23 protein-coding genes and 4 tRNA genes are annotated in these 20412 nt (G+C 60.2%); 22 read left to right on the top strand and 5 right to left on the bottom strand.

Features of this window, described 5'->3' with window-relative positions; translation table 11 throughout:
- The first annotated feature begins 18 nt into the window (after positions 1-18).
- Genes cyoA through M0H32_RS20230 form a run of 5 tightly spaced genes read left to right on the top strand, consistent with a single transcriptional unit; the run spans position 19 to position 4231 of the window.
- Positions 19-942, top strand: a complete 924-nt coding sequence (cyoA, locus tag M0H32_RS20250) for a ubiquinol oxidase subunit II (RefSeq protein ID WP_248157114.1) — start codon at positions 19-21, stop codon at positions 940-942.
- Positions 943-2979, top strand: coding sequence for a cytochrome o ubiquinol oxidase subunit I (gene cyoB, locus M0H32_RS20245; protein ID WP_248157112.1), 2037 nt, complete (start codon positions 943-945; stop codon positions 2977-2979).
- A 14-nt stretch (positions 2980-2993) separates the two neighbouring features.
- Entirely contained in the window at positions 2994-3587 is a 594-nt protein-coding gene (cyoC, locus tag M0H32_RS20240) for a cytochrome o ubiquinol oxidase subunit III (protein ID WP_248157111.1), read from the top strand.
- Between the two features lie 9 nt (positions 3588-3596).
- Positions 3597-3902, top strand: a complete 306-nt coding sequence (gene cyoD / locus M0H32_RS20235; RefSeq protein ID WP_248157110.1) for a cytochrome o ubiquinol oxidase subunit IV — start codon at positions 3597-3599, stop codon at positions 3900-3902.
- A gap of 50 nt (positions 3903-3952) precedes the next feature.
- The gene (locus M0H32_RS20230; protein WP_248157109.1) at positions 3953-4231 is read left to right on the top strand and encodes a hypothetical protein; all 279 of its coding nucleotides are present in this window, start codon (positions 3953-3955) and stop codon (positions 4229-4231) included.
- Between the two features lie 36 nt (positions 4232-4267).
- Here M0H32_RS20230 and M0H32_RS20225 read toward each other — a convergent pair whose 3' ends face one another.
- Positions 4268-4528 (bottom strand): hypothetical protein, encoded by a 261-nt coding sequence (locus tag M0H32_RS20225; RefSeq protein WP_248157108.1) that lies wholly within the window; start codon positions 4526-4528, stop codon positions 4268-4270.
- A gap of 445 nt (positions 4529-4973) precedes the next feature.
- On the opposite strand from M0H32_RS20225, the gene M0H32_RS20220 reads away from it, so the two are divergent.
- The 5 genes from M0H32_RS20220 (at position 4974) to cpaB (ending at position 9063) form a co-directional block, all read left to right on the top strand.
- Positions 4974-5486: a tetratricopeptide repeat protein gene (locus tag M0H32_RS20220; protein ID WP_248157106.1), complete on the top strand. Its 513-nt coding sequence runs from the start codon at positions 4974-4976 to the stop codon at positions 5484-5486.
- Entirely contained in the window at positions 5487-6125 is a 639-nt protein-coding gene (locus M0H32_RS20215; protein WP_248157105.1) for a hypothetical protein, read from the top strand.
- 291 nt (positions 6126-6416) lie between these two features.
- Entirely contained in the window at positions 6417-7853 is a 1437-nt protein-coding gene (locus tag M0H32_RS20210; protein WP_425607342.1) for a type II and III secretion system protein family protein, read from the top strand.
- Positions 7834-8115, top strand: a complete 282-nt coding sequence (locus tag M0H32_RS20205; protein ID WP_248157103.1) for a hypothetical protein — start codon at positions 7834-7836, stop codon at positions 8113-8115. Before M0H32_RS20210 ends, M0H32_RS20205 begins: the two co-directional genes overlap by 20 nt.
- A 174-nt stretch (positions 8116-8289) precedes the next feature.
- Positions 8290-9063: a Flp pilus assembly protein CpaB gene (gene cpaB, locus M0H32_RS20200; RefSeq protein ID WP_248157257.1), complete on the top strand. Its 774-nt coding sequence runs from the start codon at positions 8290-8292 to the stop codon at positions 9061-9063.
- Between the two features lie 63 nt (positions 9064-9126).
- Here cpaB and M0H32_RS20195 read toward each other — a convergent pair.
- Positions 9127-9202, bottom strand: a tRNA-Thr gene (locus tag M0H32_RS20195).
- A 374-nt stretch (positions 9203-9576) separates the two neighbouring features.
- On the opposite strand from M0H32_RS20195, the gene M0H32_RS20190 reads away from it, so the two are divergent.
- Together M0H32_RS20190 and M0H32_RS20185 are read left to right on the top strand one after the other, a co-directional pair.
- Positions 9577-10689 carry a YHYH protein gene (locus M0H32_RS20190; protein WP_248157102.1) on the top strand — a complete coding sequence of 371 codons (1113 nt, stop codon included), beginning with the start codon at positions 9577-9579 and terminating at the stop codon, positions 10687-10689.
- 400 nt (positions 10690-11089) lie between these two features.
- Positions 11090-12256 carry an MFS transporter gene (locus M0H32_RS20185; protein ID WP_248157101.1) on the top strand — a complete coding sequence of 389 codons (1167 nt, stop codon included), beginning with the start codon at positions 11090-11092 and terminating at the stop codon, positions 12254-12256.
- A 330-nt stretch (positions 12257-12586) separates the two neighbouring features.
- Here M0H32_RS20185 and M0H32_RS20180 read toward each other — a convergent pair whose 3' ends face one another.
- The 3 genes from M0H32_RS20180 to M0H32_RS20170 all read right to left on the bottom strand — a co-directional run bounded on the left by M0H32_RS20180 (position 12587) and on the right by M0H32_RS20170 (position 14525).
- Positions 12587-13402 (bottom strand): TrmH family RNA methyltransferase, encoded by an 816-nt coding sequence (locus M0H32_RS20180; RefSeq protein ID WP_248157099.1) that lies wholly within the window; start codon positions 13400-13402, stop codon positions 12587-12589.
- Positions 13403-13469: 67 nt separating this feature from the next.
- Positions 13470-13973 carry a PaaI family thioesterase gene (locus M0H32_RS20175; protein WP_248157097.1) on the bottom strand — a complete coding sequence of 168 codons (504 nt, stop codon included), beginning with the start codon at positions 13971-13973 and terminating at the stop codon, positions 13470-13472.
- 30 nt (positions 13974-14003) lie between these two features.
- Positions 14004-14525: a MarR family winged helix-turn-helix transcriptional regulator gene (locus tag M0H32_RS20170; RefSeq protein WP_248157095.1), complete on the bottom strand. Its 522-nt coding sequence runs from the start codon at positions 14523-14525 to the stop codon at positions 14004-14006.
- A 419-nt stretch (positions 14526-14944) separates the two neighbouring features.
- Here M0H32_RS20170 and M0H32_RS20165 point away from each other — a divergent pair.
- The 10 genes from M0H32_RS20165 to rplL all read left to right on the top strand — a co-directional run bounded on the left by M0H32_RS20165 (position 14945) and on the right by rplL (position 20144).
- Positions 14945-15029 (top strand) — tRNA-Tyr (locus M0H32_RS20165).
- Between the two features lie 22 nt (positions 15030-15051).
- A tRNA-Gly gene (locus M0H32_RS20160) sits at positions 15052-15125 on the top strand.
- Positions 15126-15292: 167 nt separating this feature from the next.
- Positions 15293-16483: an elongation factor Tu gene (gene tuf, locus M0H32_RS20155; RefSeq protein WP_248157093.1), complete on the top strand. Its 1191-nt coding sequence runs from the start codon at positions 15293-15295 to the stop codon at positions 16481-16483.
- Between the two features lie 108 nt (positions 16484-16591).
- A tRNA-Trp gene (locus tag M0H32_RS20150) sits at positions 16592-16667 on the top strand.
- A gap of 104 nt (positions 16668-16771) precedes the next feature.
- Positions 16772-16969 carry a preprotein translocase subunit SecE gene (gene secE, locus M0H32_RS20145; protein WP_248157091.1) on the top strand — a complete coding sequence of 66 codons (198 nt, stop codon included), beginning with the start codon at positions 16772-16774 and terminating at the stop codon, positions 16967-16969.
- 54 nt (positions 16970-17023) lie between these two features.
- Complete coding sequence (gene nusG, locus M0H32_RS20140; RefSeq protein ID WP_141186201.1) at positions 17024-17554, top strand: transcription termination/antitermination protein NusG; 531 nt, start codon at positions 17024-17026, stop codon at positions 17552-17554.
- A gap of 173 nt (positions 17555-17727) precedes the next feature.
- Positions 17728-18156 carry a 50S ribosomal protein L11 gene (rplK, locus tag M0H32_RS20135; protein ID WP_248157089.1) on the top strand — a complete coding sequence of 143 codons (429 nt, stop codon included), beginning with the start codon at positions 17728-17730 and terminating at the stop codon, positions 18154-18156.
- Between the two features lie 4 nt (positions 18157-18160).
- Positions 18161-18859, top strand: a complete 699-nt coding sequence (gene rplA / locus M0H32_RS20130; protein ID WP_248157086.1) for a 50S ribosomal protein L1 — start codon at positions 18161-18163, stop codon at positions 18857-18859.
- A gap of 325 nt (positions 18860-19184) precedes the next feature.
- Positions 19185-19703: a 50S ribosomal protein L10 gene (rplJ, locus tag M0H32_RS20125; protein WP_248157084.1), complete on the top strand. Its 519-nt coding sequence runs from the start codon at positions 19185-19187 to the stop codon at positions 19701-19703.
- Positions 19704-19763: 60 nt separating this feature from the next.
- A complete protein-coding gene (gene rplL / locus M0H32_RS20120; protein WP_248157083.1) occupies positions 19764-20144 on the top strand; it encodes a 50S ribosomal protein L7/L12 in 381 nt (126 codons plus the stop codon).
- Positions 20145-20412 lie beyond the last annotated feature (268 nt).

Below are 20412 nucleotides of genomic sequence, written 5' to 3'. Positions count from 1 at the left end.
CCTTGAAAAGGAGGAGCCATGTTTGACGTGATTGCCGGATCGTGTTTTCGACGGATCGCCAAGGCGGCGCCGGTGTCCCTGCTTTTGTTCACCGGAATAGCTTTGTCGGGCTGCGCGCTCTCAGACGCGCCGGTGCTGCATCCCAAGGGGCCGATTGCGCTCGCCGAGCGGGACCTGCTTTTCACCGCCTTCTGGCTGATGATGATCGTGGCCATTCCGGCCATTCTGCTGACATTGCTGTTCGCCTGGCGCTACCGCCGGGACAACGGCGCGGACCATGCGCCCGACTGGGACGGCTCCAACGCCATCGAGGCGGTTGTCTGGCTGGTTCCCGCCGCGATCGTGATTGTCATCGGCACGCTGGTCTGGGAGTCGACGCACCGGCTCGACCCCTATAAGGCACTGGCTTCCGACAAGCCTGAATTCAAGGTCCAGGCCGTCGCACTCGACTGGAAGTGGCTGTTCCTCTATCCCGAACTCGGTACGGCCAGCGTCAATGAGCTGGCCTTTCCGGCGGACCGGCCACTGTCCATCGAGATCACGTCCGATACGGTGATGAACTCGCTGATGATCCCGGCTCTCGGCGGACAGATCTACGCGATGGCCGGCATGCGGTCCGAGCTCAATCTGATTGCAGATGGCCCGGGCGTCTTCATGGGCCGCAACACCATGTATTCCGGAGACGGCTTTTCCGACCAGCATTTCAAGGCCCATGCCTTGAACGAGGCGGATTTCAAGGCCTGGCAGGACAAGGTTTCCGGGTCCGGCACCGCGCTCGATGCGGCGGCCTACGCAGAGCTGCACAAGAAGAGCGTCGCCAATCCGGTGACCCATTATGGATCGTTCGAGCCGGACCTCTTCATGACGATCCTGAAAAAATACGCGCCGGCCGGCACGCCGCAGCATCAGGCTGCGGAAGACACAGGCGAGGGGGCTTCATAAATGCTGGGACGTCTGACCATCGATGCCCTGCCGTTCTATTCCTGGGTCGCCATGGGCGGCGCGGGTGTAACGGTCGGTGGCGGCATTGTCGTCTTTTTGCTGATCACCTACCTGCGCGCCTGGAAGGTGCTGTGGACCGACTGGCTGACCAGCGTCGATCACAAGAAGATCGGCATCATGTATGTGGTGCTGGCTCTGGTGATGCTGGTGCGCGGTTTTGTCGATGCCATCATGATGCGCGCCCAGCAGGCCGTTTCGCTCAATTCGGAAGGCTATCTGCCACCGGAACATTTCGAGCAGATCTTCTCCTCCCACGGCACGATCATGATCTTCTTCGTGGCGATGCCCTTCCTGACCGGCTTGATCAACATCATCGTGCCGCAGCAGATCGGCGCGCGCGACGTCGCTTTCCCGTTCCTGAACTCCGTCAGCTTGTGGATGACGGCGGCAGGAGCCGGACTGGTGCTGGTCTCGCTGGTGGTCGGCAAGTTCTCCCAGGCCGGCTGGACGGGCTATCCGCCTTATTCAGGCATCGAATACAGCCCCGGCGTCGGCGTGGACTACTGGCTCTGGGCGCTGATCGTCTCCGGGGTCGGCTCAACCCTGTCGGGGATCAATTTCATCGTCACGATCGTCAAGAACCGCTGCCCGGGCATGACATTCATGCGCATGCCGATGTTTACCTGGACGACGCTGTGCATCTCCATCCTGATCGCCTTCGCCTTCCCGGCGCTGACGGTGGTCGCCGCCCAGCTCACCCTTGACCGCACGCTTGGTTTCCATTTCTTCACCAATGGCGACGGCGGCAACATGATGATGTATGCCAACCTGCTCTGGATCTGGGGGCATCCGGAAGTCTATATTCTGATCCTTCCAGCCTTCGGCATCTTCTCCGAAGTGGTCGCCACCTTCTCGCGCAAGCGTCTCTTCGGCTACACCTCGCTGGTCTATGCCACCGCCTGCATCGCGATCCTGTCCTTCACCGTCTGGCTGCACCACTTCTTCACCATGGGCTCCTCGGCCAATGTGAACGCGGTCTTCGGCATCGCCACCATGATCATCGCCGTACCGACAGGGGTGAAGATCTTCGACTGGCTGTTCACCATGTATAAGGGCCGGATCGAGTTTCACCCCTCAATGGTGTTCACCATCGGCTTCATGGTGACCTTTGTCATCGGTGGGGTCACCGGCGTTCTGCTGGCGCTGCCTCCGGCAGATTACCTGATGCACAATTCCACCTTCCTGGTGGCCCATTTCCACAACATGCTGATCCCGGGCGCGCTGTTCGGCTATTTCGCCGGGCTGAACTACTGGTTCCCCAAGGCCTTCGGCTTCAAGCTCGACGCCAAATGGGGCATCCGTTCTTTCTGGTTCTGGATCATCGGTTTCTATCTCGCCTTCATGCCGCTCTACGTGCTCGGTTTCATGGGCATGAGCCGGCGAATGGAGCATTACGCCGACCCCAACTGGCAGCCCTATCTGATTGTGGCCGCGCTCGGTGCCGTCTGTGTGCTGATCGGCATTGCCTGCATCGCCATCCAGCTGTGGGTGTCGGCGCGGCAATGGGGATCTTCGCGCGACATCACCGGCGATCCCTGGAACGGGCGCACGCTGGAATGGGCAACCTCCTCGCCGCCCGCGCCCTATAATTTCGCCGTGCTGCCGGTGGTCAATGGCCTTGACGCCTTCCACGAGATGAAGATCCTCGGCGAGGCCTACCAGCCGCAGCAATACGAAGACATCGTCATGCCGAAAAACACCTGGATCGGCCCGGTGCTCGGCGGTCTCGCCTTCGTGCTCGGCTTTGCCTTTGTCTGGTACATCTGGTGGCTGGTGGCGCTCTCCTTCGTGCTGTCGCTGATCTGCGTCGGCATTCGTGCCTCGGACGACAATTCCGAGTACGTGCTGCCGGCGGCCGAAGTCGCGAAGATCGAGCGCGAGCGGCTGGCACAGATCACGCCGGCGGACTTGCATGACATGCGCGATTTTGCGCCACGCGGGGCCGCTTCCGGCGCGCCGCTGCCAGGAACGGTTTGAGGAGGAGCGCCTAGATGTCCGACGCAACCATCCTCGAAGAAGAAGAGAAGGTCTCGCTGGAGGCCCGTGAATTCGGTTTCTGGATCTACCTGATGACCGACGCGATCATCTTCGCGCTTCTGTTCGCCACCTATGTGGTCCTGTCGCGGAATTTCGCCTCCGGACCGAGCTCCAAGGAACTGTTCGATCTCGGCCATACCGCCGGCGAAACGGCGCTCCTGCTGATTTCCAGCCTGACCTTCGGCTTTGCCTCGATCGCCCAGAGGGCCGGCCACAAGATGCGCGAAGTGCAGTGGCTTATCGTGACGCTGCTGCTTGGGCTCGGCTTCCTGGCGATGGAGCTGATCGAGTTCCAGGGCATGATCGCGGCCGGCGCCGGTCCCGAGGTCAGCGGGTTCTCGTCGGCCTTTTTCACGCTGGTCGGAACCCATGGGCTGCATGTCGCCTTCGGCTGTCTCGGCATCATCGTGATGATCGGTCAGATCCTGGTGAAGGGGCTGACCCAGCCGGTGCGCTCCAGGGTCTTCCGGCTCGGGCTTTTCTGGCACTTTCTCGACATCGTCTGGATCGGGATCTTCTCGGTCGTCTATCTGCCCGGTGTGATGTAGGAGACGCTGATGTACCGCCTCGCTGACCGTCCTGTTGCCCGCTACCTGATCGGCTTTGTTCTGGCGGTGATCCTGACCGCCATTCCCTTCGCCGTTGTCTGGGGCGGGCTTCTGACCGGCCCCCAGGCCTATGTCGTGATTGCGGCCGGTGCCCTGCTTCAGGTGCTGGTGCACCTGGTGTTCTTCCTGCATCTCGATCTGAAATCGACGCCAGCGGAAAACGTCTTCTTCCTGGCCTTTGCCGCTGTGCTGATCGTCATCATGGTCGGCGGCAGCCTCTGGATCATGAGCGACCTGCATCAGCGGATGATGTAGCGGGTGAACGTCCGGGAACGGGGAATACGCAGCCACAAGGAGTGCGGCAGATGCGCAAGATATCTTTTCCAAGGAATTGGTATGCAGGAGCGGCCCTGACCGCCCTGATCATGGTGGCGGCCCCCACCGCCGCCGGAGCCGAGTGTAGCAAGGATATCGACAAGGTGGAATACGCGGTCGATCACAGCGAGCGTGAGGGCATCGACATCACGGTTGCCGAACGCATGCGCGCACTTCTGGAAGAGGCCAACAAGGAGCGCAAGGCCGGTAATGAGGCAAAATGCCAGGAGCTGATCGATCAGGCAAAGGCCATGGGCGGCGTCGAATAGGGGAAAGGAAACGGACCTGAACCGCCGTAACGGGCTTCAGGCCGCGGGCTCCACCGGCGTTTCCGTCCCGACCTCGATCAGGTGCGCCGCCTGCTGATAGGCTTCTTTCAGATTGTCGCTGTTGCCTTCGAACCCGGCATTGGCCTTCAGCTGGTCCAGAAGCGCGGCCCGCGTGATCACCTTGTTCTGGGCGAGCATGTCCACGACAGTCTGCGACAGCACCATGTACCACATGGCTTTGCCCACCCTGGATCTAGCAGCATTCATATGCGCCGTCAGTTGCTTCAGCTCAGGCATGTCAGTTTTCCTATTCGGGAAAGCACGTAGGCTTCTTCGCTACGCCTGATTTACGGGTGCGTCAATTGGAATTGAGCGGTGGAGCCAAGGATGCGCGAGGCGCCCGAAAACCGGGCTGAGCCGGGACCTCCTCTGGTCGCGACATCAGGCCATTCCAATTGCTGCTTGGGATCGAAGGATTGGCGCCTGGCATAGGAAAACCCGGCAAGGGGTGGTTTTCGCAAGGGCAATTTGAAGTTGAATGCGGCAAGCGGTAGTGAAGGAGTCGATATTGTCATTATAACGGAGTGTTTATTCGTAAATTTCCGCATAAATATATTTTGCAAATATTTAATTGTTTTGATCGAGAGTTGTTAATTGCTGTTGAGTAGATTTCGATTACTGTAAAATCTGCTGAGTGTCCGTGTCCATTCGTGTGATGAATGGTTGGCGAAGGTAAGAGTAAATGTGGGTCAGTCACAGGTTCCCGGTCATTGCAGTCCTGCTTGTCAGTTTGAGCGGCTGTCAGTCGGGCAGCCTGGCAGACCTTTCGACCTACGGCGACAAGTCCTTCACAAACGATGACCTGTCCAACGTTGCCTATTACAGGGATGACGAGCTTCTGAAGCAGGGACAGGTCCAGTTCAAGGCGAAGAACTACGGCAAGGCCTATTCGATCTACAAGAAGGCGGTCGAAGTGTATCCCAAGGATCCGGTGGCCTGGATCGGATATGCGGCCTCCGCGGATATGGTCGGTCGCTTCGACAGTGCTGACCAGGGCTACAGGGTTCTGGCGGGAATGATCCCCGGCCGTCCGGAATACCTGAACAATGTCGGCTATTCCTACCTGCTGCGCGGCAATCTCATGGCAGCGCGCCGGTATTTTTTGAAGGCCTACGAAATCGACCCGAAAAATCCGACCACAGTCAACAACTTGCAGCTGCTCGGGAACAGTGTGTCCTTTGCGAAGCGGGGATGAATGAAACACAGTGAGATCACCCCCGACTACACGGCCATCAAGCAGCTCGGCTTGCCCGGTTGGGCCCGGTCTCTGCCCTTGGCCGGGTCTTCTGGAGACCACGAGAAATCAGCTCAAAAGAACATCCGCGTTCTGATCGTTCTGAACGTCGTCTCCATTGCGCTTGCCCTGTTGCTGTTTGCAGGTCTGATCCTTTCCTGGTCGATCAATTCAGACCTCAACACGGTCAGACGGGAGCTTGCGGAACTGCAGCAGTTCGAAAAGCGGATCCTGGCCGGCGTGGACACAATGAACAACGGCATTCAGCACCGTCTTTCAAAAGTCGATCGGCGCATGGGTGTCATTCAGTCCGATATCAGTCTTGTCACCAAGGGGCGTAGGGATCCGGCAGCGGCGGTTGAGCGCATTGCCACCATGGTCCGCAACGACGGGGCGTATTTCGGAACAGCGACGGCCGAGCTTTTGCTGGCACCCGAATTGTCCGGGCAGACTACGCGAGGGTTTGTTCCGAGCCAGTCCGCGAAGCCCCCGTCTTTCGCGCGCACTTACTCTGGAGCCGATCCGTCGCAGGGAGAAGCTTCCCTTTTCAGGCGGGTCACCACCGAGGACGGGAAAGTCCGGTATGAAATGAGGAGGTGACGTAGCGGACTTTCGGCGGACTGCCGTTTTCCGGTCTCAGGGTGAAGCAATTCCGCGGCGTGATGATGTGAAAAGCTTTTAAAATCAATGTCTTCGTTGTCGTTTCACCTGGTGTTAATCGTCATCAATTCAAAATGGACAATAACGAGTCGGCAGAGGCGTCCCTGACCTGACGCAGAAAACAAACAAACCTTGAAGGGGACGTGGTTCCACGTAACGCGAAAATTGACCAGCCTCAGCAACATACGGTTCAAGCGAGCCAAGTCGATCCTGGCAGGTGCCGTCCTGATCATGGGGCTCGCGCACGGTTTATGCTCCATGCCGTCGGCGCAGGCCCAGGTCGACGAGGTCACTCTTTTTGTCAACGGTGGCGTCTCGAAGGTGATCATGCCACCGGGTACGACCAAGACCGTCAAGACCAACCGCACTTTTTCTGACCTTGTCGTCGGCAATCCGGAAGTCGCGGATATCGTTCCGCTGTCCAGCCAGTCACTCTATATTCAGGGCAAGGCGCCCGGGCTGACCAATATTTCGATCTACAATGACCGCAAGACGCTGCTGGGTGTGATCGAGGTGCGCGTGCAGCTGAATTTCAGCGATGTTGCCCAGGCCGTCCGGGCCGTGGCACCGACCGCGCAGATCCGGGTTTCCAACGTCGGCAACCGCATCCGGCTGATCGGCAACGTCAACGATGCCACCGAATTGACGCGGGTCCTTGAGGTCGCGCAGCAGTTTTCGGACTCTCCGGTGATCAATGCGCTCAGCGTTCGAGGGCCGCAGCAGGTCGCGCTGGAAATCAGGGTTCTGGAAGCCAGCCGCTCGATCGGACGGGACCTTGGTGTGAACTGGGTCGCACGGTCCGACAATGGCGACGTCAGCACCGTCGGCTCCCGGGTTCAGACCGGTGTCAATCCCGAAACCGGCGGGTTGATTTCCGTTCTGGGATCGGGGGCCAGTATCGCCCAGCAAGGGGCTTTGCCCTTCGGAACCCTCGTCGCAAAGGTCCTTGAGACCGCCGGTTTGCGGATCGATACCATTATCGATGCGCTGGAAGGCAAGGGGCTCGTTCGCCGGCTTGCCCAGCCCAACCTGACCACGATCAGCGGGGAAGTCGCCCGGTTTCATGTCGGTGGCGAGGTGCCCATCCAGACGGCGGTCTCGAATGCAGGCGGTGTTGCGACATCCACGGACTACCGCCCGTTCGGCGTGCGGCTGGAATTTGTTCCGACTGTTCTCGACAACAGCCGCATCAATCTGCGGGTGATGACCGAAGTCAGCGACATTGACGGGTCGATCAATGTCAATGGTAATCCGGGTTTCCGGTCCAGGCGCGCGGAGGCGGTGATCGAACTGCGCGATGGCCAGAGTTTCTCCATGGCCGGTCTTCTAGACAACATCGACCAGCGGGACATCAACCAGGTCCCCTGGCTGGGGCAGGTTCCCGTGCTGGGCACGCTTTTCAGGTCGACGAGTTTCCAGAAACGGGAAACGGATCTGGTCATCGTGGCAACGCCGCGCCTCGTGCGGCCCGCCAATCCGAGCGAAAACCTGGCGTCTCCACTGGACAGGACACGGCCCACCGACGACGTCGAGATGTTTGCGCTTGGTCTTCTGGAGGTCGACAAGGACATGCTGCGCAAATACCGCGAGGGCGAGGGTCTGATCGGACCCTATGGACATATCGTCGATCTGGAGCTTGAGGCTGGCTATGTCTATTCGAAGAACTGACGTCTTCTTCCTTGTCCTTCCGGCCGTCCTGCTTGCGGGTTGCGCGGACTATATGAGCCATCGCGACACGGTGACGTTCGGTGCCGGCAACGCGATGGAGGCCAATATGGCCATTCACACCGCCCAGCCGTTTCCGCCCCGGGCCTACGATACGAATATCGAGCGAGACGGAAAGTCGGCGGTCAATGCCCAGGATCGTTATCTGACGCCGGGCGATCCGGAAGTGGTCGGTGGCAATTCGGAAGCGGCGGCAGCCCAGTAAATTAACTTTCCTTCGCCTGAGCGCTGGCGCAAAACAGCGCCTGAAATCACCACAGAAGCAATTTTTCCTAAATTATTGATTCAAATTGTCCCTTTCCCATAAGCCTAGTTTTGACGCGTTTGTCCTAGTGTTTTTCCAGATGGCATTCGGCCTCTGGCAACACTGGAATTGGAAATGAAGATCCTTCGCATACTGGTACTGTTGTTTGCGGTCGGTGCAGGCTTCGTGGCGTACCGTCTTGTTTTGGAAAACCAGAACGCGCCTGTCGCGGAAGCGGAGCCGGTGGCGGTCACGAGAAGTGTCCTGGTCGCGGTAAACGATATTCCTCTCGGCAAGAAGCTTGAGGCGGGCGACATTACCTGGCGCGACTGGCCGGAGGGGCCGCTGTCCAACGGTGTGATCACTAGAGAGGGGGCCACCGTCACCGGCAAAGACTTCGTCGGCATGATTGCCAGAGACCGCATTTATTCTGGAGAACCGATCCGGGCGGAACGGCTTATCAGGACGGACAAAGGCTATATGGCCGCGATCCTGCCGAAAGGAAAACGTGCGATCGCCGTCAGGGTGGAGCAGGAAACGTCGGCCGGCGGGTTTATCCTCCCGGGCGACAAGGTGGATGTGATTCTGACAAGAAAGTTCAGCGACAAGAACCTGGTCAGCGACACAATCTTGCAGAACATTCGCGTCCTTGCCATCGACGCCACGACGGCCGGCGAGCAGGAGACCAAGAACCTGTCGCCCAAACGGACCGCAACGCTGGAACTCAGCCTCGATCAATCCGAGATCATTGTTCAGGCGCAGCAGGTCGGCAGCATCGCCCTGGCCTTGCGAAGCGCGGAAGATTCGTTTGATGTCTCCGAAGCGGAGCAGACCAAGAGGCGGGACACCAAATTCATGCGCGTGAATTCCGGCCGCTGGTCCACGGTCGCCGACGACAGCGTGTTCTGACCGGCCCTTCTGGCGGGTGGGCTTTCGGCAGGCCCGAACGATCGGAATGTATGTGGGGAAAACTGGTGCCGGCAGCAGGATTCGAACCCGCGACCCCGAGATTACAAATCACGTGCTCTACCAGCTGAGCTATACCGGCGCCGGGAATGGCTTCTACCAGATTGGGCGCGCTTGTCCATGCCCGGTTTTCATTTTTTAGGATCCGATTCCGGAAAATCCCCTAAACCCTTCAATCTTCGATCTAAACGGCCTGGCCGCTGTGGATAATCGCGGACCAGTGATGGGGCAAACCTCAAACGCGTCTTCCCGGCCAAGCGCAGCGCGAGCCGGGACCGGGGAGTTCCGAACTTTCGTGGTCGTTTGAAAGGCAAAACCGACGGGCCTTGGCTCTCCGATCCCGGATCTCCGCTGCGCTGCGTCCGGGAGGACGCATTTGGGGTTGTGTTTCCTTCCGAAAGGGTCCTCTCACTCTCGAAGACATGGTAAGCCGGGAGGACCTGAGGAGGATGGGTGATGCGCATTATCAGATTGGCCGGGCTAGCAGCATTGCTGGCTGCGGTTTTCGGGGGAGGGCTCCTGGCGGCCCATGCCCATGACATCACCGTCTGCACATGCGATCAGGCCTGTTACACGGACGAGGTTGCCAAGGTCTCCTGCGAGCGCGGCCGGGCACGGTTTTTCTCCCATGGCCTGCCGGATCCGAAGGACCCGATGATGCGCGGCATCACGGCGACCAATCAGCAGTTCCCGGCCCTGCACAATTACGAGTTCGAGATCCTGTTGAAACCGGAGCTGGCCGGACGGCCGACCCGCACCGATGCGGGGCCGGTCGGCGTTGCCGTCAACGGCGTGCCGATCTTCGATCCGAGCACGCAGGGCCCGGCCGACCGGAACACGGGCAAGCGGCCGAGCGCCTTCGAGGCGGGAGAACTCGATGTCTGCGGCGGGCATGCCGGGCGCGGCGACGACTATCACTATCACATCGCGCCCAAATGCCTGATCGAGGATCTGGGGCCGGACTGGGTGGAGCAGGACAAGAAACCGATCGGCTATGCCATGGACGGGTTTCCGATCCTGGCGCTTGGCTGGTTCGACAAGAAAAATGCGGTCGAAAAAGACCTCGACCCGTGCCGGGGCATGAAGGACGCCTCGGGACAGTATTTCTACAATGTCAAAACCACCTCAAGCTGGGACGTTCTCAATTGCCTTTCCGGCCGGCCGCAGCATTTTGCCCGCGACCGCTGGTTTCACCGGCAGGACCGCACGGGCAAGGAGATCACCGGCATCCCGATCCGCTTTGCCATCGAGGACTCGAGCCGACGCGCCTATGGCGGCGATGTCTGCCATGTGATGACCGGGGTGCTTCAGGGCGAGCAGCTTCTTCTGACCGAGGGCCGGACCCGCAAGGTCCGCGCGGAGGAAGGGGCGCTCTTTTATTGCAACAAGGCCTGTTACGGTCTGTTCTTCGAGGCCGACCGCAGCCGGGCTATTCGCGGCCGGGCGATATATTACGACAGGATCGCCGATGGCTGCCCCAGAGGCTTCGATGTGTCGGGCCTGAAAACCTTCACGCCTTACGAGGGACCGGCCCAGAGCCGCAAGGGGCCGCCGCCGATGGGGCGTTGAACTTCTATCTTCTGGAAACCGCTTCAGTTGTCATCCCGGTTAGGCCCGCCAGCGGCAAGGCCGGGATCCAGTACGCCGTGTCGCGAGGGACGCGGCAATATGGACCTTCATGGTTTATCGGGTCCCGGCTCTCCGCTTCGTTGCGGCCGGGATGACAATGGAGGGGCAATGCCTTGTCTGAGTACAAAACTCCAACTTCACTAGGGCGGTGCCCAGCGACGGCGACACCAACCGGTCTTGAAAATGTCAGACAAAGCGTGTCAGTAGAGTAACGCAACATTCTTCCAAGTGGGTGTTCACGGAACCGGAGTGCCAATCCCTTTCCGGATCCACCCCCTCATTTTATTTGTTCCCGATGTCTGAGCGCGTTCGTTGTCGTGCCTCCCTGGATCCATCCCGAATGACCGAAGCGCAACGCATCTGCCTGATCTTTTATCTGCAGCCGATCGCCCTCGGAGCCTGGTTGCCGCATATTCCGGGGGTGCAGACTGCTTTGGACCTCAGCAACAGCGCGCTGGCCCTGGCCCTGATCGGGTTGCCGGCCGGCACGCTGACGACGTTGCTTGTGGCCGGAAAGCTGGCCACATGGCTCGGGGCACGGCGGATCACGCTGATGTTCTACCCGCTCTTTCTGCTGGCGATGCTGCTGCCGTTCCTGGCGCCGTCCGAGTGGTGGCTGATGGGAGCGCTTGCGCTGGTCGGATGTTCCATGTCGGTGTTGGAACTCGGCTTCAATGTCCTGGCGGACGAATACGAGACCCGCACACGCCACAAGATCATGAGCCGGGCGCATGGCTGCTGGAGTTTCGGCCTGCTGTCCGGAACGCTGATCGGAGCCGCGGTTGCCGGCCTCGGATTGGAGCCGCTTCACGCGGGGATCGTCATCGCTCTCTTTGTCCAGACCCTGGTTCTACCCGCGACCCTCCGGTTGCCTGTTCCGGAAGGGGCGCCCGTGAAACCGGAGGGAGGGCGAGGCTCAAGTTTGCCGCATCCCCTTCTGCTCGGGGTCTGTGTCTTCACCTTCGGCACCACGCTGGTGGAAGGCGCGGTTGCCGACTGGGCCGCGGTTTACCTGCGCGATGTCTTCGCCGCTCATCCCGGGCTTGCCGGTCTCGGCATCTCGATTTTCTCGCTGTGCCTGGCCTCGACCCGGCTCCTCGGCGACCGGCTGCGTCAGGTGACGAACTCGGGCCGTCTTGGGCAGGGACTGGCGCTGGTCGGGCTCACCGGCCTGTTGTTGATCTGGCTGGCGCCGTCGGTGCCGGTGGCGCTTGCCGGTCTCGGCATTCTGGGCTGCGGTGCGGCGCTCGCCTTTCCGCTTGGCGTGACCGCGGCCTCCGCCGCGCCGGGCAGCAGCCCGGCCGCCAATGTCGCCGTGCTGTCCTTCGTGGCGCTGCTCGGGTTTCTGATCGGCCCGCTCCTGATCGGGCCGCTGGCGGATGCCTTCGGGATCCGCGCGGCGCTGATGGTGCTGGCCCCGACCGTCGGCCTCAGCCTGTTGCTGGCCCCGTGTTTGACACGCGCGGAATCTTTCAGGAGTGATATTCGCGACACGGCTGTTAGCTGAGGAAGTGTATGAAAAAGTGAAGCGACTTCAGTAACAATGCAATGGTTTAGCGTCCAGGGCCGACATCGGACCTAAATTGGAACTTGCGCAACGAAGGGACAAATTGGAGGGCGAGAAATTGGATGAAAGCAATCTGCCGAATTCGTCAGCTTTGTTGGATTTCTGGCGATTGTATTGGCCAGCGCTGTAGTCTCACTGCTTGTTTCTGTAGTTGTGCCGGATCCTTATGGGAATTTCCTTGGAGCTTCATTGTTTTTTGCGGCCGGGTTGTTTGCTGTCTTGAAACTGAGACAAAGCTGGAACCGGTCTTGAAGCTCTTATTCCGGTCCCTCAAAGCCCCATTTTCATCCGCGCCACATAAAGCGACAGCACGGCGGCATTGGAAACGTTGAGGGAGCGTATCTCGCCGGGCATGTCGAGCCTTGCGGTCAGCCCGCAGGCCTCGCGCACGCCCTGGCGCACGCCCTTGCCTTCCGAGCCGAGCACCAGCACGGTCTTTTCCGTAAAGGGCGTCTCTTCCAGGCTCGCCGGCCCATCGCTGTCGAGCGCGATGCAGCCAAAGCCCTGATCCTTCATCTCCGCAACAAAGCGGCCCATGTTCTTCACCCGCACATGCTTGATCATGTCGAGCGCGCCAGAGGCGGACTTGGCAAGCACCGAACCTTCTTCCGGCGCATGGCGCTCGGTGGTGACGACCGCGTCGGCATCGAGCGCGACGGCGGAGCGCAGGATGGCGCCGACATTGTGCGGATCGGTGACCTGATCGAGCGCCAGAATGAGGCGGGCGCCTTTCAGATGCTCCGGGCCATAGGCGGGCAGGGGATCGGCTTCCAGGATCATGCCCTGGTGCACGGCGTCCTTGGTGACCATGCGGTCAAGCGCGCGCGGCATCATGTTTTCGACCGGCACGTCAATCTTGACGCCGCGCTCTTCGAGGCGGCGCAACGCGTTTTCAGTCGCAAACAGTTTCAGCCGCTTGCGGTCCTTGTTGGCAAAGGCCGCTTCCACGGTGTGCAGGCCATACAGCAGCACCGGGCCTTCCGGCGGCAGGCCGGGCCGGCGCGGCGCCGGCTTGCCGGCAAATTTCTTGTTGCCACGAAAGCCGGGCTTGCCGCCGGCGCGGAAGGGTTTTCTGTCGTCACTCATGCCGCAGCTCTACCGGTATTCCGGCAAAAGGAAAAGAGGTCGCCCGCGTCTGGATACAAATATGGTCTCAGGACGGCTTCAGGATCATGCAGCTGACGGTTCCATGCGCGATCAGCTTGCCGTTTGAATCCTTCAGGTCGCCCTCGGAGGTCGCCAGGCGCGAGCCGCGGTGGACGATGCGGCCTTCGCAGATGACCTCGCCGCTGGTTGGCATCAGCGGGCGGACCATGTTCACGGTCAGCGACGTGGTCGTATAGAACTCACCCGGTTTCAGGGTCGTATGGACCGCGCAGGACAGGGCCGTGTCGATCAGGGTGGAGATCCAGCCGCCATGGACCGTGCCGAGCGGGTTGAGGAATTCCTTGGCCGGCTGGCCGGTGAAGACCGCCCGGCCATCGGAAAATTCCTTCATGCGAATATTGGAATGCACCATGATCGGCGGCGCAGGCAATTCGCCGGCCATCATGCGCTCGAAAATATCGAGGCCGGTCATCTCGTGAAAGGCCTTTTTCGGCAGGGCTCCCAGCGTGTGGGTCTTGCCGTCCAGGTTGATCGTGTCGGTGTCGCTCATAACAATGGTCCCTTTAAGAGGGTGGGTGTTTCAGGAATTGGTTTTGGATGGGGGGACGCCCGCCGCGATTTCCGGGGCGCGGTTTTCAGGAGCACTGTCCTCCAGAATATGCACGGCCTTGCGCAGGGCGGACATGTGGGCGCGGACCGCGTCGGCGCCGTCGGGGCCGAGCAGGGCACTGACTTCTCCTTGCGCTTTCAGCCAGGTCTTGTGGATCTCGACGACCTTTTCCTCGCCCTCGGGCGTGAGCACGGGCAGGACCGTGCGGCCGCCGACCTGCCGGCGCGCGATCAGGCCGGCGGCCTCAAGCGGTTTCAGGTTGCGGGCGAGGGTGGAACGGTCGATGCCGAGGAAGCGGGCAATCTCGGCCGCTGAAGCGGCGGAGCCGTCGGCAATGGCGGCGAGCAACTGGGCCTGGGTCAGTTCCAGCCCAAGCGCGGCCATGTGCCGGTTATAATGTCGGGTCAGCAGATTGGCGGTGCGCCGGGCCGCGTGGCCAAGGCACGTTCGCCCCATATGCAGAAAGTCGATGTCGTCGAGTTCGGATGTCATGTGTTGTAGATACAACAAATAGAGAATCCCGGCAAGCGAAGGAGAGTTGGATTCACGTTGTAATGTGCGGCGCTGAGGGAAAACACCGCGGCTTTGCGCAAGGCCCTTATTCCTCTGTTGGGTCCTTGAAGTTGTCCACAGGCTGGGGCGTTGGCGACGGGAATTTGCGGAGAACGTAGGGAAACCGTGACATCGACGGTTAATGAGGGCAGTCTGATCTCGAGGTTGCCCGGTGCAATCGGAAGCGTTCGGAGCGGGTGTTTCGAGCGCCTTGCTGATTTTGTTCATTTCTTTGCAAAATCGGCGTTGACAGGGCAGGTCCGCATCTGCATAACACGCGCCACGGGATTGCTCGCCCCTTCCGGGCGGGCTCTCCGGTTAAGCCATCCTGATCGCTTCGGCGTGAAGCAGGACGAGATGGAGGAGTGCCCGAGTGGCTAAAGGGGACGGACTGTAAATCCGTTGGCTATGCCTACGTTGGTTCGAATCCAACCTCCTCCACCATCGTTCCTGGTTCTCTCGTTGTGCGGGTGTAGCTCAATGGTAGAGCAGCAGCCTTCCAAGCTGACGACGAGGGTTCGATTCCCTTCACCCGCTCCATCATGGGTGCTGATCGGAGTGTCCGGAACGGAAGGCTCTTTCGCCCGGAAATCCTGAAAAGTTCTACGGGAAGTAGTTCGTCGTTCGCGGATCTGTCCAAGACGCCGGATTGCGGCCCGCCTCGACCCGTATCGACCGAACTGAGTATTGGATAGAGAGCGACGCCGATGGCGAAGGAAAAATTTGAGCGCACGAAGCCGCACGTTAACATTGGCACGATTGGCCACGTTGACCACGGCAAGACCACGCTGACCGCTGCAATCACCATGACGCTGGCCGAAACCGGCGGTGCTACGGCGAAGGCTTATGATGAGATCGACGGCGCGCCGGAAGAAAAGGCACGCGGCATCACCATCTCCACGGCACACGTTGAGTACGAGACGGAAAACCGTCACTACGCTCACGTCGACTGCCCTGGCCACGCCGACTACGTGAAGAACATGATCACCGGTGCTGCCCAGATGGACGGCGCGATCCTGGTCTGTTCCGCAGCTGACGGCCCGATGCCGCAGACCCGCGAGCACATCCTGCTGGCCCGCCAGGTTGGCGTTCCGGCTCTGGTTGTCTTCATGAACAAAGTCGACCAGGTCGACGATGAGGAGCTGCTCGAGCTGGTCGAAATGGAAATCCGCGAGCTGCTGTCTTCCTACGAATTCCCGGGCGACGACATTCCGATCGTCAAGGGTTCGGCTCTGGCCGCCGTCGAGAACCGCGATCCGGCCATCGGCCGTGACGCGATCCGCGAGCTGATGGCTCAGGTCGACGCCTACATCCCGACCCCGGAGCGTCCGAAGGACCTGCCGTTCCTGATGCCGATCGAAGACGTGTTCTCGATTTCCGGCCGCGGCACCGTCGTGACCGGCCGTGTCGAGCGTGGCATCGTGAAGGTTGGTGAAGAAGTCGAAATCGTCGGCATCAAGGACACCACCAAGACGACCGTGACCGGCGTTGAAATGTTCCGCAAGCTGCTGGACAGCGGTGAAGCCGGCGACAACATCGGCGCCCTGATCCGCGGCGTCGGCCGTGAAGAAGTTGAGCGTGGCCAGGTTCTGTGTAAGCCGGGTTCTGTGACCCCGCACACGAAGTTCAAGGCAGAGGCTTACATCCTCACCAAGGAAGAAGGTGGCCGTCACACCCCGTTCTTCACCAACTACCGCCCGCAGTTCTACTTCCGCACCACGGACGTGACCGGTGTGGTGTCCCTGCCGGAAGGCACGGAAATGGTGATGCCGGGCGACAACGTCTCTGTTGACGTTGAACTGATCGTGCCGATCGCCATGGAAGAAGGCCTGCGCTTCGCGATCCGCGAAGGTGGCCGTACCGTCGGCGCCGGCGTCGTCGCATCCATCATCGAATAAGATGATTTCGGGCTGCCGGGCTTGTGCTCGGCAGTCCCACCTCTTAAGTCTTGCGATGTGCGGCTTATGGGGGTATCAGGAGCCGACCCGCTGACGCGGGTCTCTTGAAGGGGTATAGCTCAGCTGGTAGAGCGACGGTCTCCAAAACCGTAGGTCGCGGGTTCGAACCCTGCTGCCCCTGCCATTTTGCTCTTGATTAATCTGCCTCGAGGGCTTAAAGAGTTTCCTCGAGTGAGGCGCGCGAAGAATTTTCGCGCGCCCGCTCGTATTTAGAAGACCGGAATCGGAATGGCAAAGACCAATCCCTTTAAATTCATCCAGGAAGTGCGCGCTGAAACGTCCAAGGTGACGTGGCCGACGCGCAAGGAAACCGCGGTGACCACCGTCATGGTGTTTGTCATGGTGCTGATCGCCTCGATCTTTTTTCTCGTGGCGGACCAGCTGATGGGCCTCGGGATCGGATATCTGTTGGGTGTCGGCGGCTAGGCATTCGCCGCCGTCCGGTTTGAAGACAAAGAACAAGAAGCGGAACTGAAATCCATGGCCAAGCGCTGGTACATTGTGCACGCCTATTCCAATTTCGAGAAGAAGGTCGCCGAGTCCATCCGCGAAAAGGCCGAGCAGAAAGGCTTGTCCGATCTGTTCGAGGAAATTCTCGTTCCGATGGAAAAGGTCGTTGAAGTGCGCCGTGGCCGCAAGGTCGATGCCGAGCGCAAGTTCTTCCCGGGCTATGTCCTGGTGAAGATGGATATGACCAATGAGGCGTTTCACCTGATCAAGGACACGCCGAAAGTCACCGGGTTCCTGGGCGCGGATCAAAAGCCGATGCCGATCCCGGAAAAAGAAGCCATGCGCATCATCAATCAGGTGCAGGAAGGCGTGGACCGGCCGAAGCCGTCGGTGAGCTTCGAGGTTGGCGAGCAGGTGCGGGTGTCCGATGGGCCGTTCGCGTCCTTCTCCGGCCTTGTCGAGGAAGTCGACGACGAGCGCGCGCGTCTCAAGGTGGCCGTGTCAATCTTTGGCCGTGCGACGCCGGTGGAACTGGAATTCGGTCAGGTCGACAAGCTCTGACTGTTTGCCGCCCCTGCGGGCGGGTTTGAGTGCCTGGTGGCGGCCATTGAGGCTGCGCCGGGATAATCGCGGTGGAAGGTTCCGGGGCTCATCGCCGGGTCCCATGAAAGGGCCGGACCACCACCTCCCAGGCAGGCGGATTGCCGTTCGTCTGCAAATGAATGGAGAGACACATGGCGAAAAAGATTGAAGGCTTCCTGAAGCTTCAGGTGCCGGCAGGTTCCGCGACCCCGTCGCCGCCCATCGGGCCGGCGCTCGGTCAGCGTGGTCTGAACATCATGGAATTCTGCAAGGCGTTCAACGCGCAGACCCAGGATGTTGAAAAGGGCGCACCGTGCCCGACCGTGATCACCTATTACTCCGACAAGTCCTTCACGTTCGAAGTGAAGACGGCTCCGGTCAGCTTCTTCCTGAAGAAGGCCGCCAAGCTGCAGAAGGGTTCCCAGACCCCGGGCCGCGGCACCGTCGGTTCCGTGACCCGTGACCAGGTCAAGGAAATCGCGGAAGCCAAGATGAAGGACCTGAACGCCAACGACGTCGACGCAGCGATGCTGATGGTCGAAGGCTCCGCCCGTTCCATGGGCATCGAGGTTAAGGGGTAAGATCATGGCGAAGGTTGGAAAGCGTATCAAGGAAGCGCGCGACGGCATCGACCGCAACAAGCTCTATGGCCTCGACGAAGCCATCAGCATGGTGAAGGGCCGTTCCAAGACCAAATTTGACGAAACCGTTGAAGTTGCGATCAACCTCGGTGTTGACCCGCGTCACGCAGACCAGATGGTCCGCGGCGTGTGCATCCTGCCGAACGGCACCGGCAAGACCGTCAAGGTTGCCGTGTTTGCCCGTGGCGACAAGGCCGATGAAGCCAAGGCTGCCGGCGCCGACATCGTAGGTGCGGAAGAGCTGGTTGCAGAAGTCCAGAGCGGCAAGATCGATTTCGATCGCTGCATCGCGACCCCGGACATGATGCCGCTGGTCGGCCGTCTCGGTAAGGTTCTCGGCCCCCGCGGCCTGATGCCGAACCCGAAGGTCGGCACCGTGACGCCGGACGTGACCGCAGCTGTCAATGACGCCAAGGGCGGCGCTGTTCAGTTCCGCGTCGAAAAGGCCGGTATCGTTCATGCCGGTGTTGGCAAGGTGTCCTTCTCCGAAGAGGCGATCTCTCAGAACGTCAAGGCTCTGATCGACGCCGTCCAGAAGGCAAAGCCGACCGGCGCAAAAGGTTCCTACCTGAAGCGCATCGCCGTGTCCTCCACCATGGGCCCGGGCGTGAAGGTTGATCTCGCGAGCATCGCTGGCGAGTAATCCGGGCTTCCGGATTGATTTTGAGATTTCGGCCGCAAGGCCGAATAGACCCGGCGGTCAGCCGCCGGGTTGCCCTGTCCGAGACTGCAGGTGCCGGGTGACCGGCTTAAGCATTTAGGCCTGCATAGATGGGTGAGAACCGAATTCTCCGCCGAGCCGGCGGGCAACCAGGTTCGAACCAGACCTTGCCGCGCGCTTGTCAAGCGTGTGGGTGAGGGGACAGGACCCTGAGCGTCGTCTTGAAAGGCGGTTCCGGGTTCGGGACCACCCGCCGAGGCGGCAAAGGTAAACCGATGGCGATCCCGCCATCAACTGGAGAAGGCAAGTGGAAAGAGCGGAAAAGCACGAGTTCGTGACGTCTCTCAACAACGTGCTGGGTGATACCGGTGTTGTTGTCGTCGCGCACTATGCAGGTCTTTCGGTTGCTCAGATGACCGCATTGCGGGCATCCGTGCGCGAAGCCGGCGGCTCTGTGAGAGTCGCAAAAAACCGCCTTGTGAAACTCGCCCTCAAAGGCACCGACCTTGAGCACATCTCCGACCTGTTTCAGGGCCCTACCGTTCTCGTTTATTCCGAGGATCCGGTAGCCGCACCGAAAGCAGCCGTCGAATTCGCCAAGGCAAACGACAAGTTTGCAATCCTTGGTGGTGCTCTTGGCTCGACCAACCTGAACCCGGAAGGGGTCAAGTCTCTGGCAACCATGCCGTCGCTCGATGAGCTGCGTGCGAAACTGGTTGGCATGATTCAGACCCCGGCTTCCCGTATGGCTCAGGTTACCGCCGCACCGGCCGGGCAGCTTGCCCGTGTCTTCGGCGCGTACGCCAAGAAGGACGAGGCCGCATAAGGCGTCCAAACACACTGTCTCGATGTAACCAATACTGGTTCGAACTAAGGTACTAAGAAAATGGCTGATCTTGAAAAGCTCGTAGAAGAACTGTCCGCACTGACCGTCATGGAAGCTGCTGAACTCAGCAAGCTCCTGGAAGAAAAGTGGGGCGTTTCCGCCGCTGCTCCGGTCGCAGTTGCTGCTGTTGCTGGCGGTGCTGGCGATGCTGCTGCTGCTGCTGAAGAGAAAACCGAATTTGACGTTGTTCTGGCTTCTGCTGGCGACAAGAAAATCAACGTCATCAAGGAAGTCCGTGCCATCACCGGCCTGGGCCTGAAGGAAGCTAAGGAACTCGTCGAGTCCGCTCCGAAGGCTGTCAAGGAAGGCGTTTCCAAGGACGAAGCTGAAGAGCTGAAGAAGAAGCTGGAAGAAGCCGGCGCTTCTGTCGAGCTGAAGTAATAAAGGCTTTTCAAGCCTTTGGCGGTCCCGGCCTGGCCGGGACCGTTGCTTGCCCCGGCGGGTCTGACCCGTTTCCGGGGCGAACGTCCCACTAGGGCATGGAGTTGCGGTCCCCGATGGACCGACATGCCCTGGACCCCACAGACCGATCAACGCGTCTGCTTTTTTGTGAGGTCACAAAAGCAGGTTGATCTGAAGGGGGACGGTTTTCCGAAGCGCCCGGGCAGAGGCCCGATTGGACAAGGGGCGTTTCGGGAAGCCGTTACCC

It is taken from the genome of Roseibium sediminicola, from assembly GCF_023156505.1.
Lineage (GTDB): Bacteria > Pseudomonadota > Alphaproteobacteria > Rhizobiales > Stappiaceae > Roseibium > Roseibium sediminicola.
The sequence above is the reverse complement of the archived record's forward strand: the minus strand, read 5'-3'. Positions and strand labels throughout refer to the sequence as shown.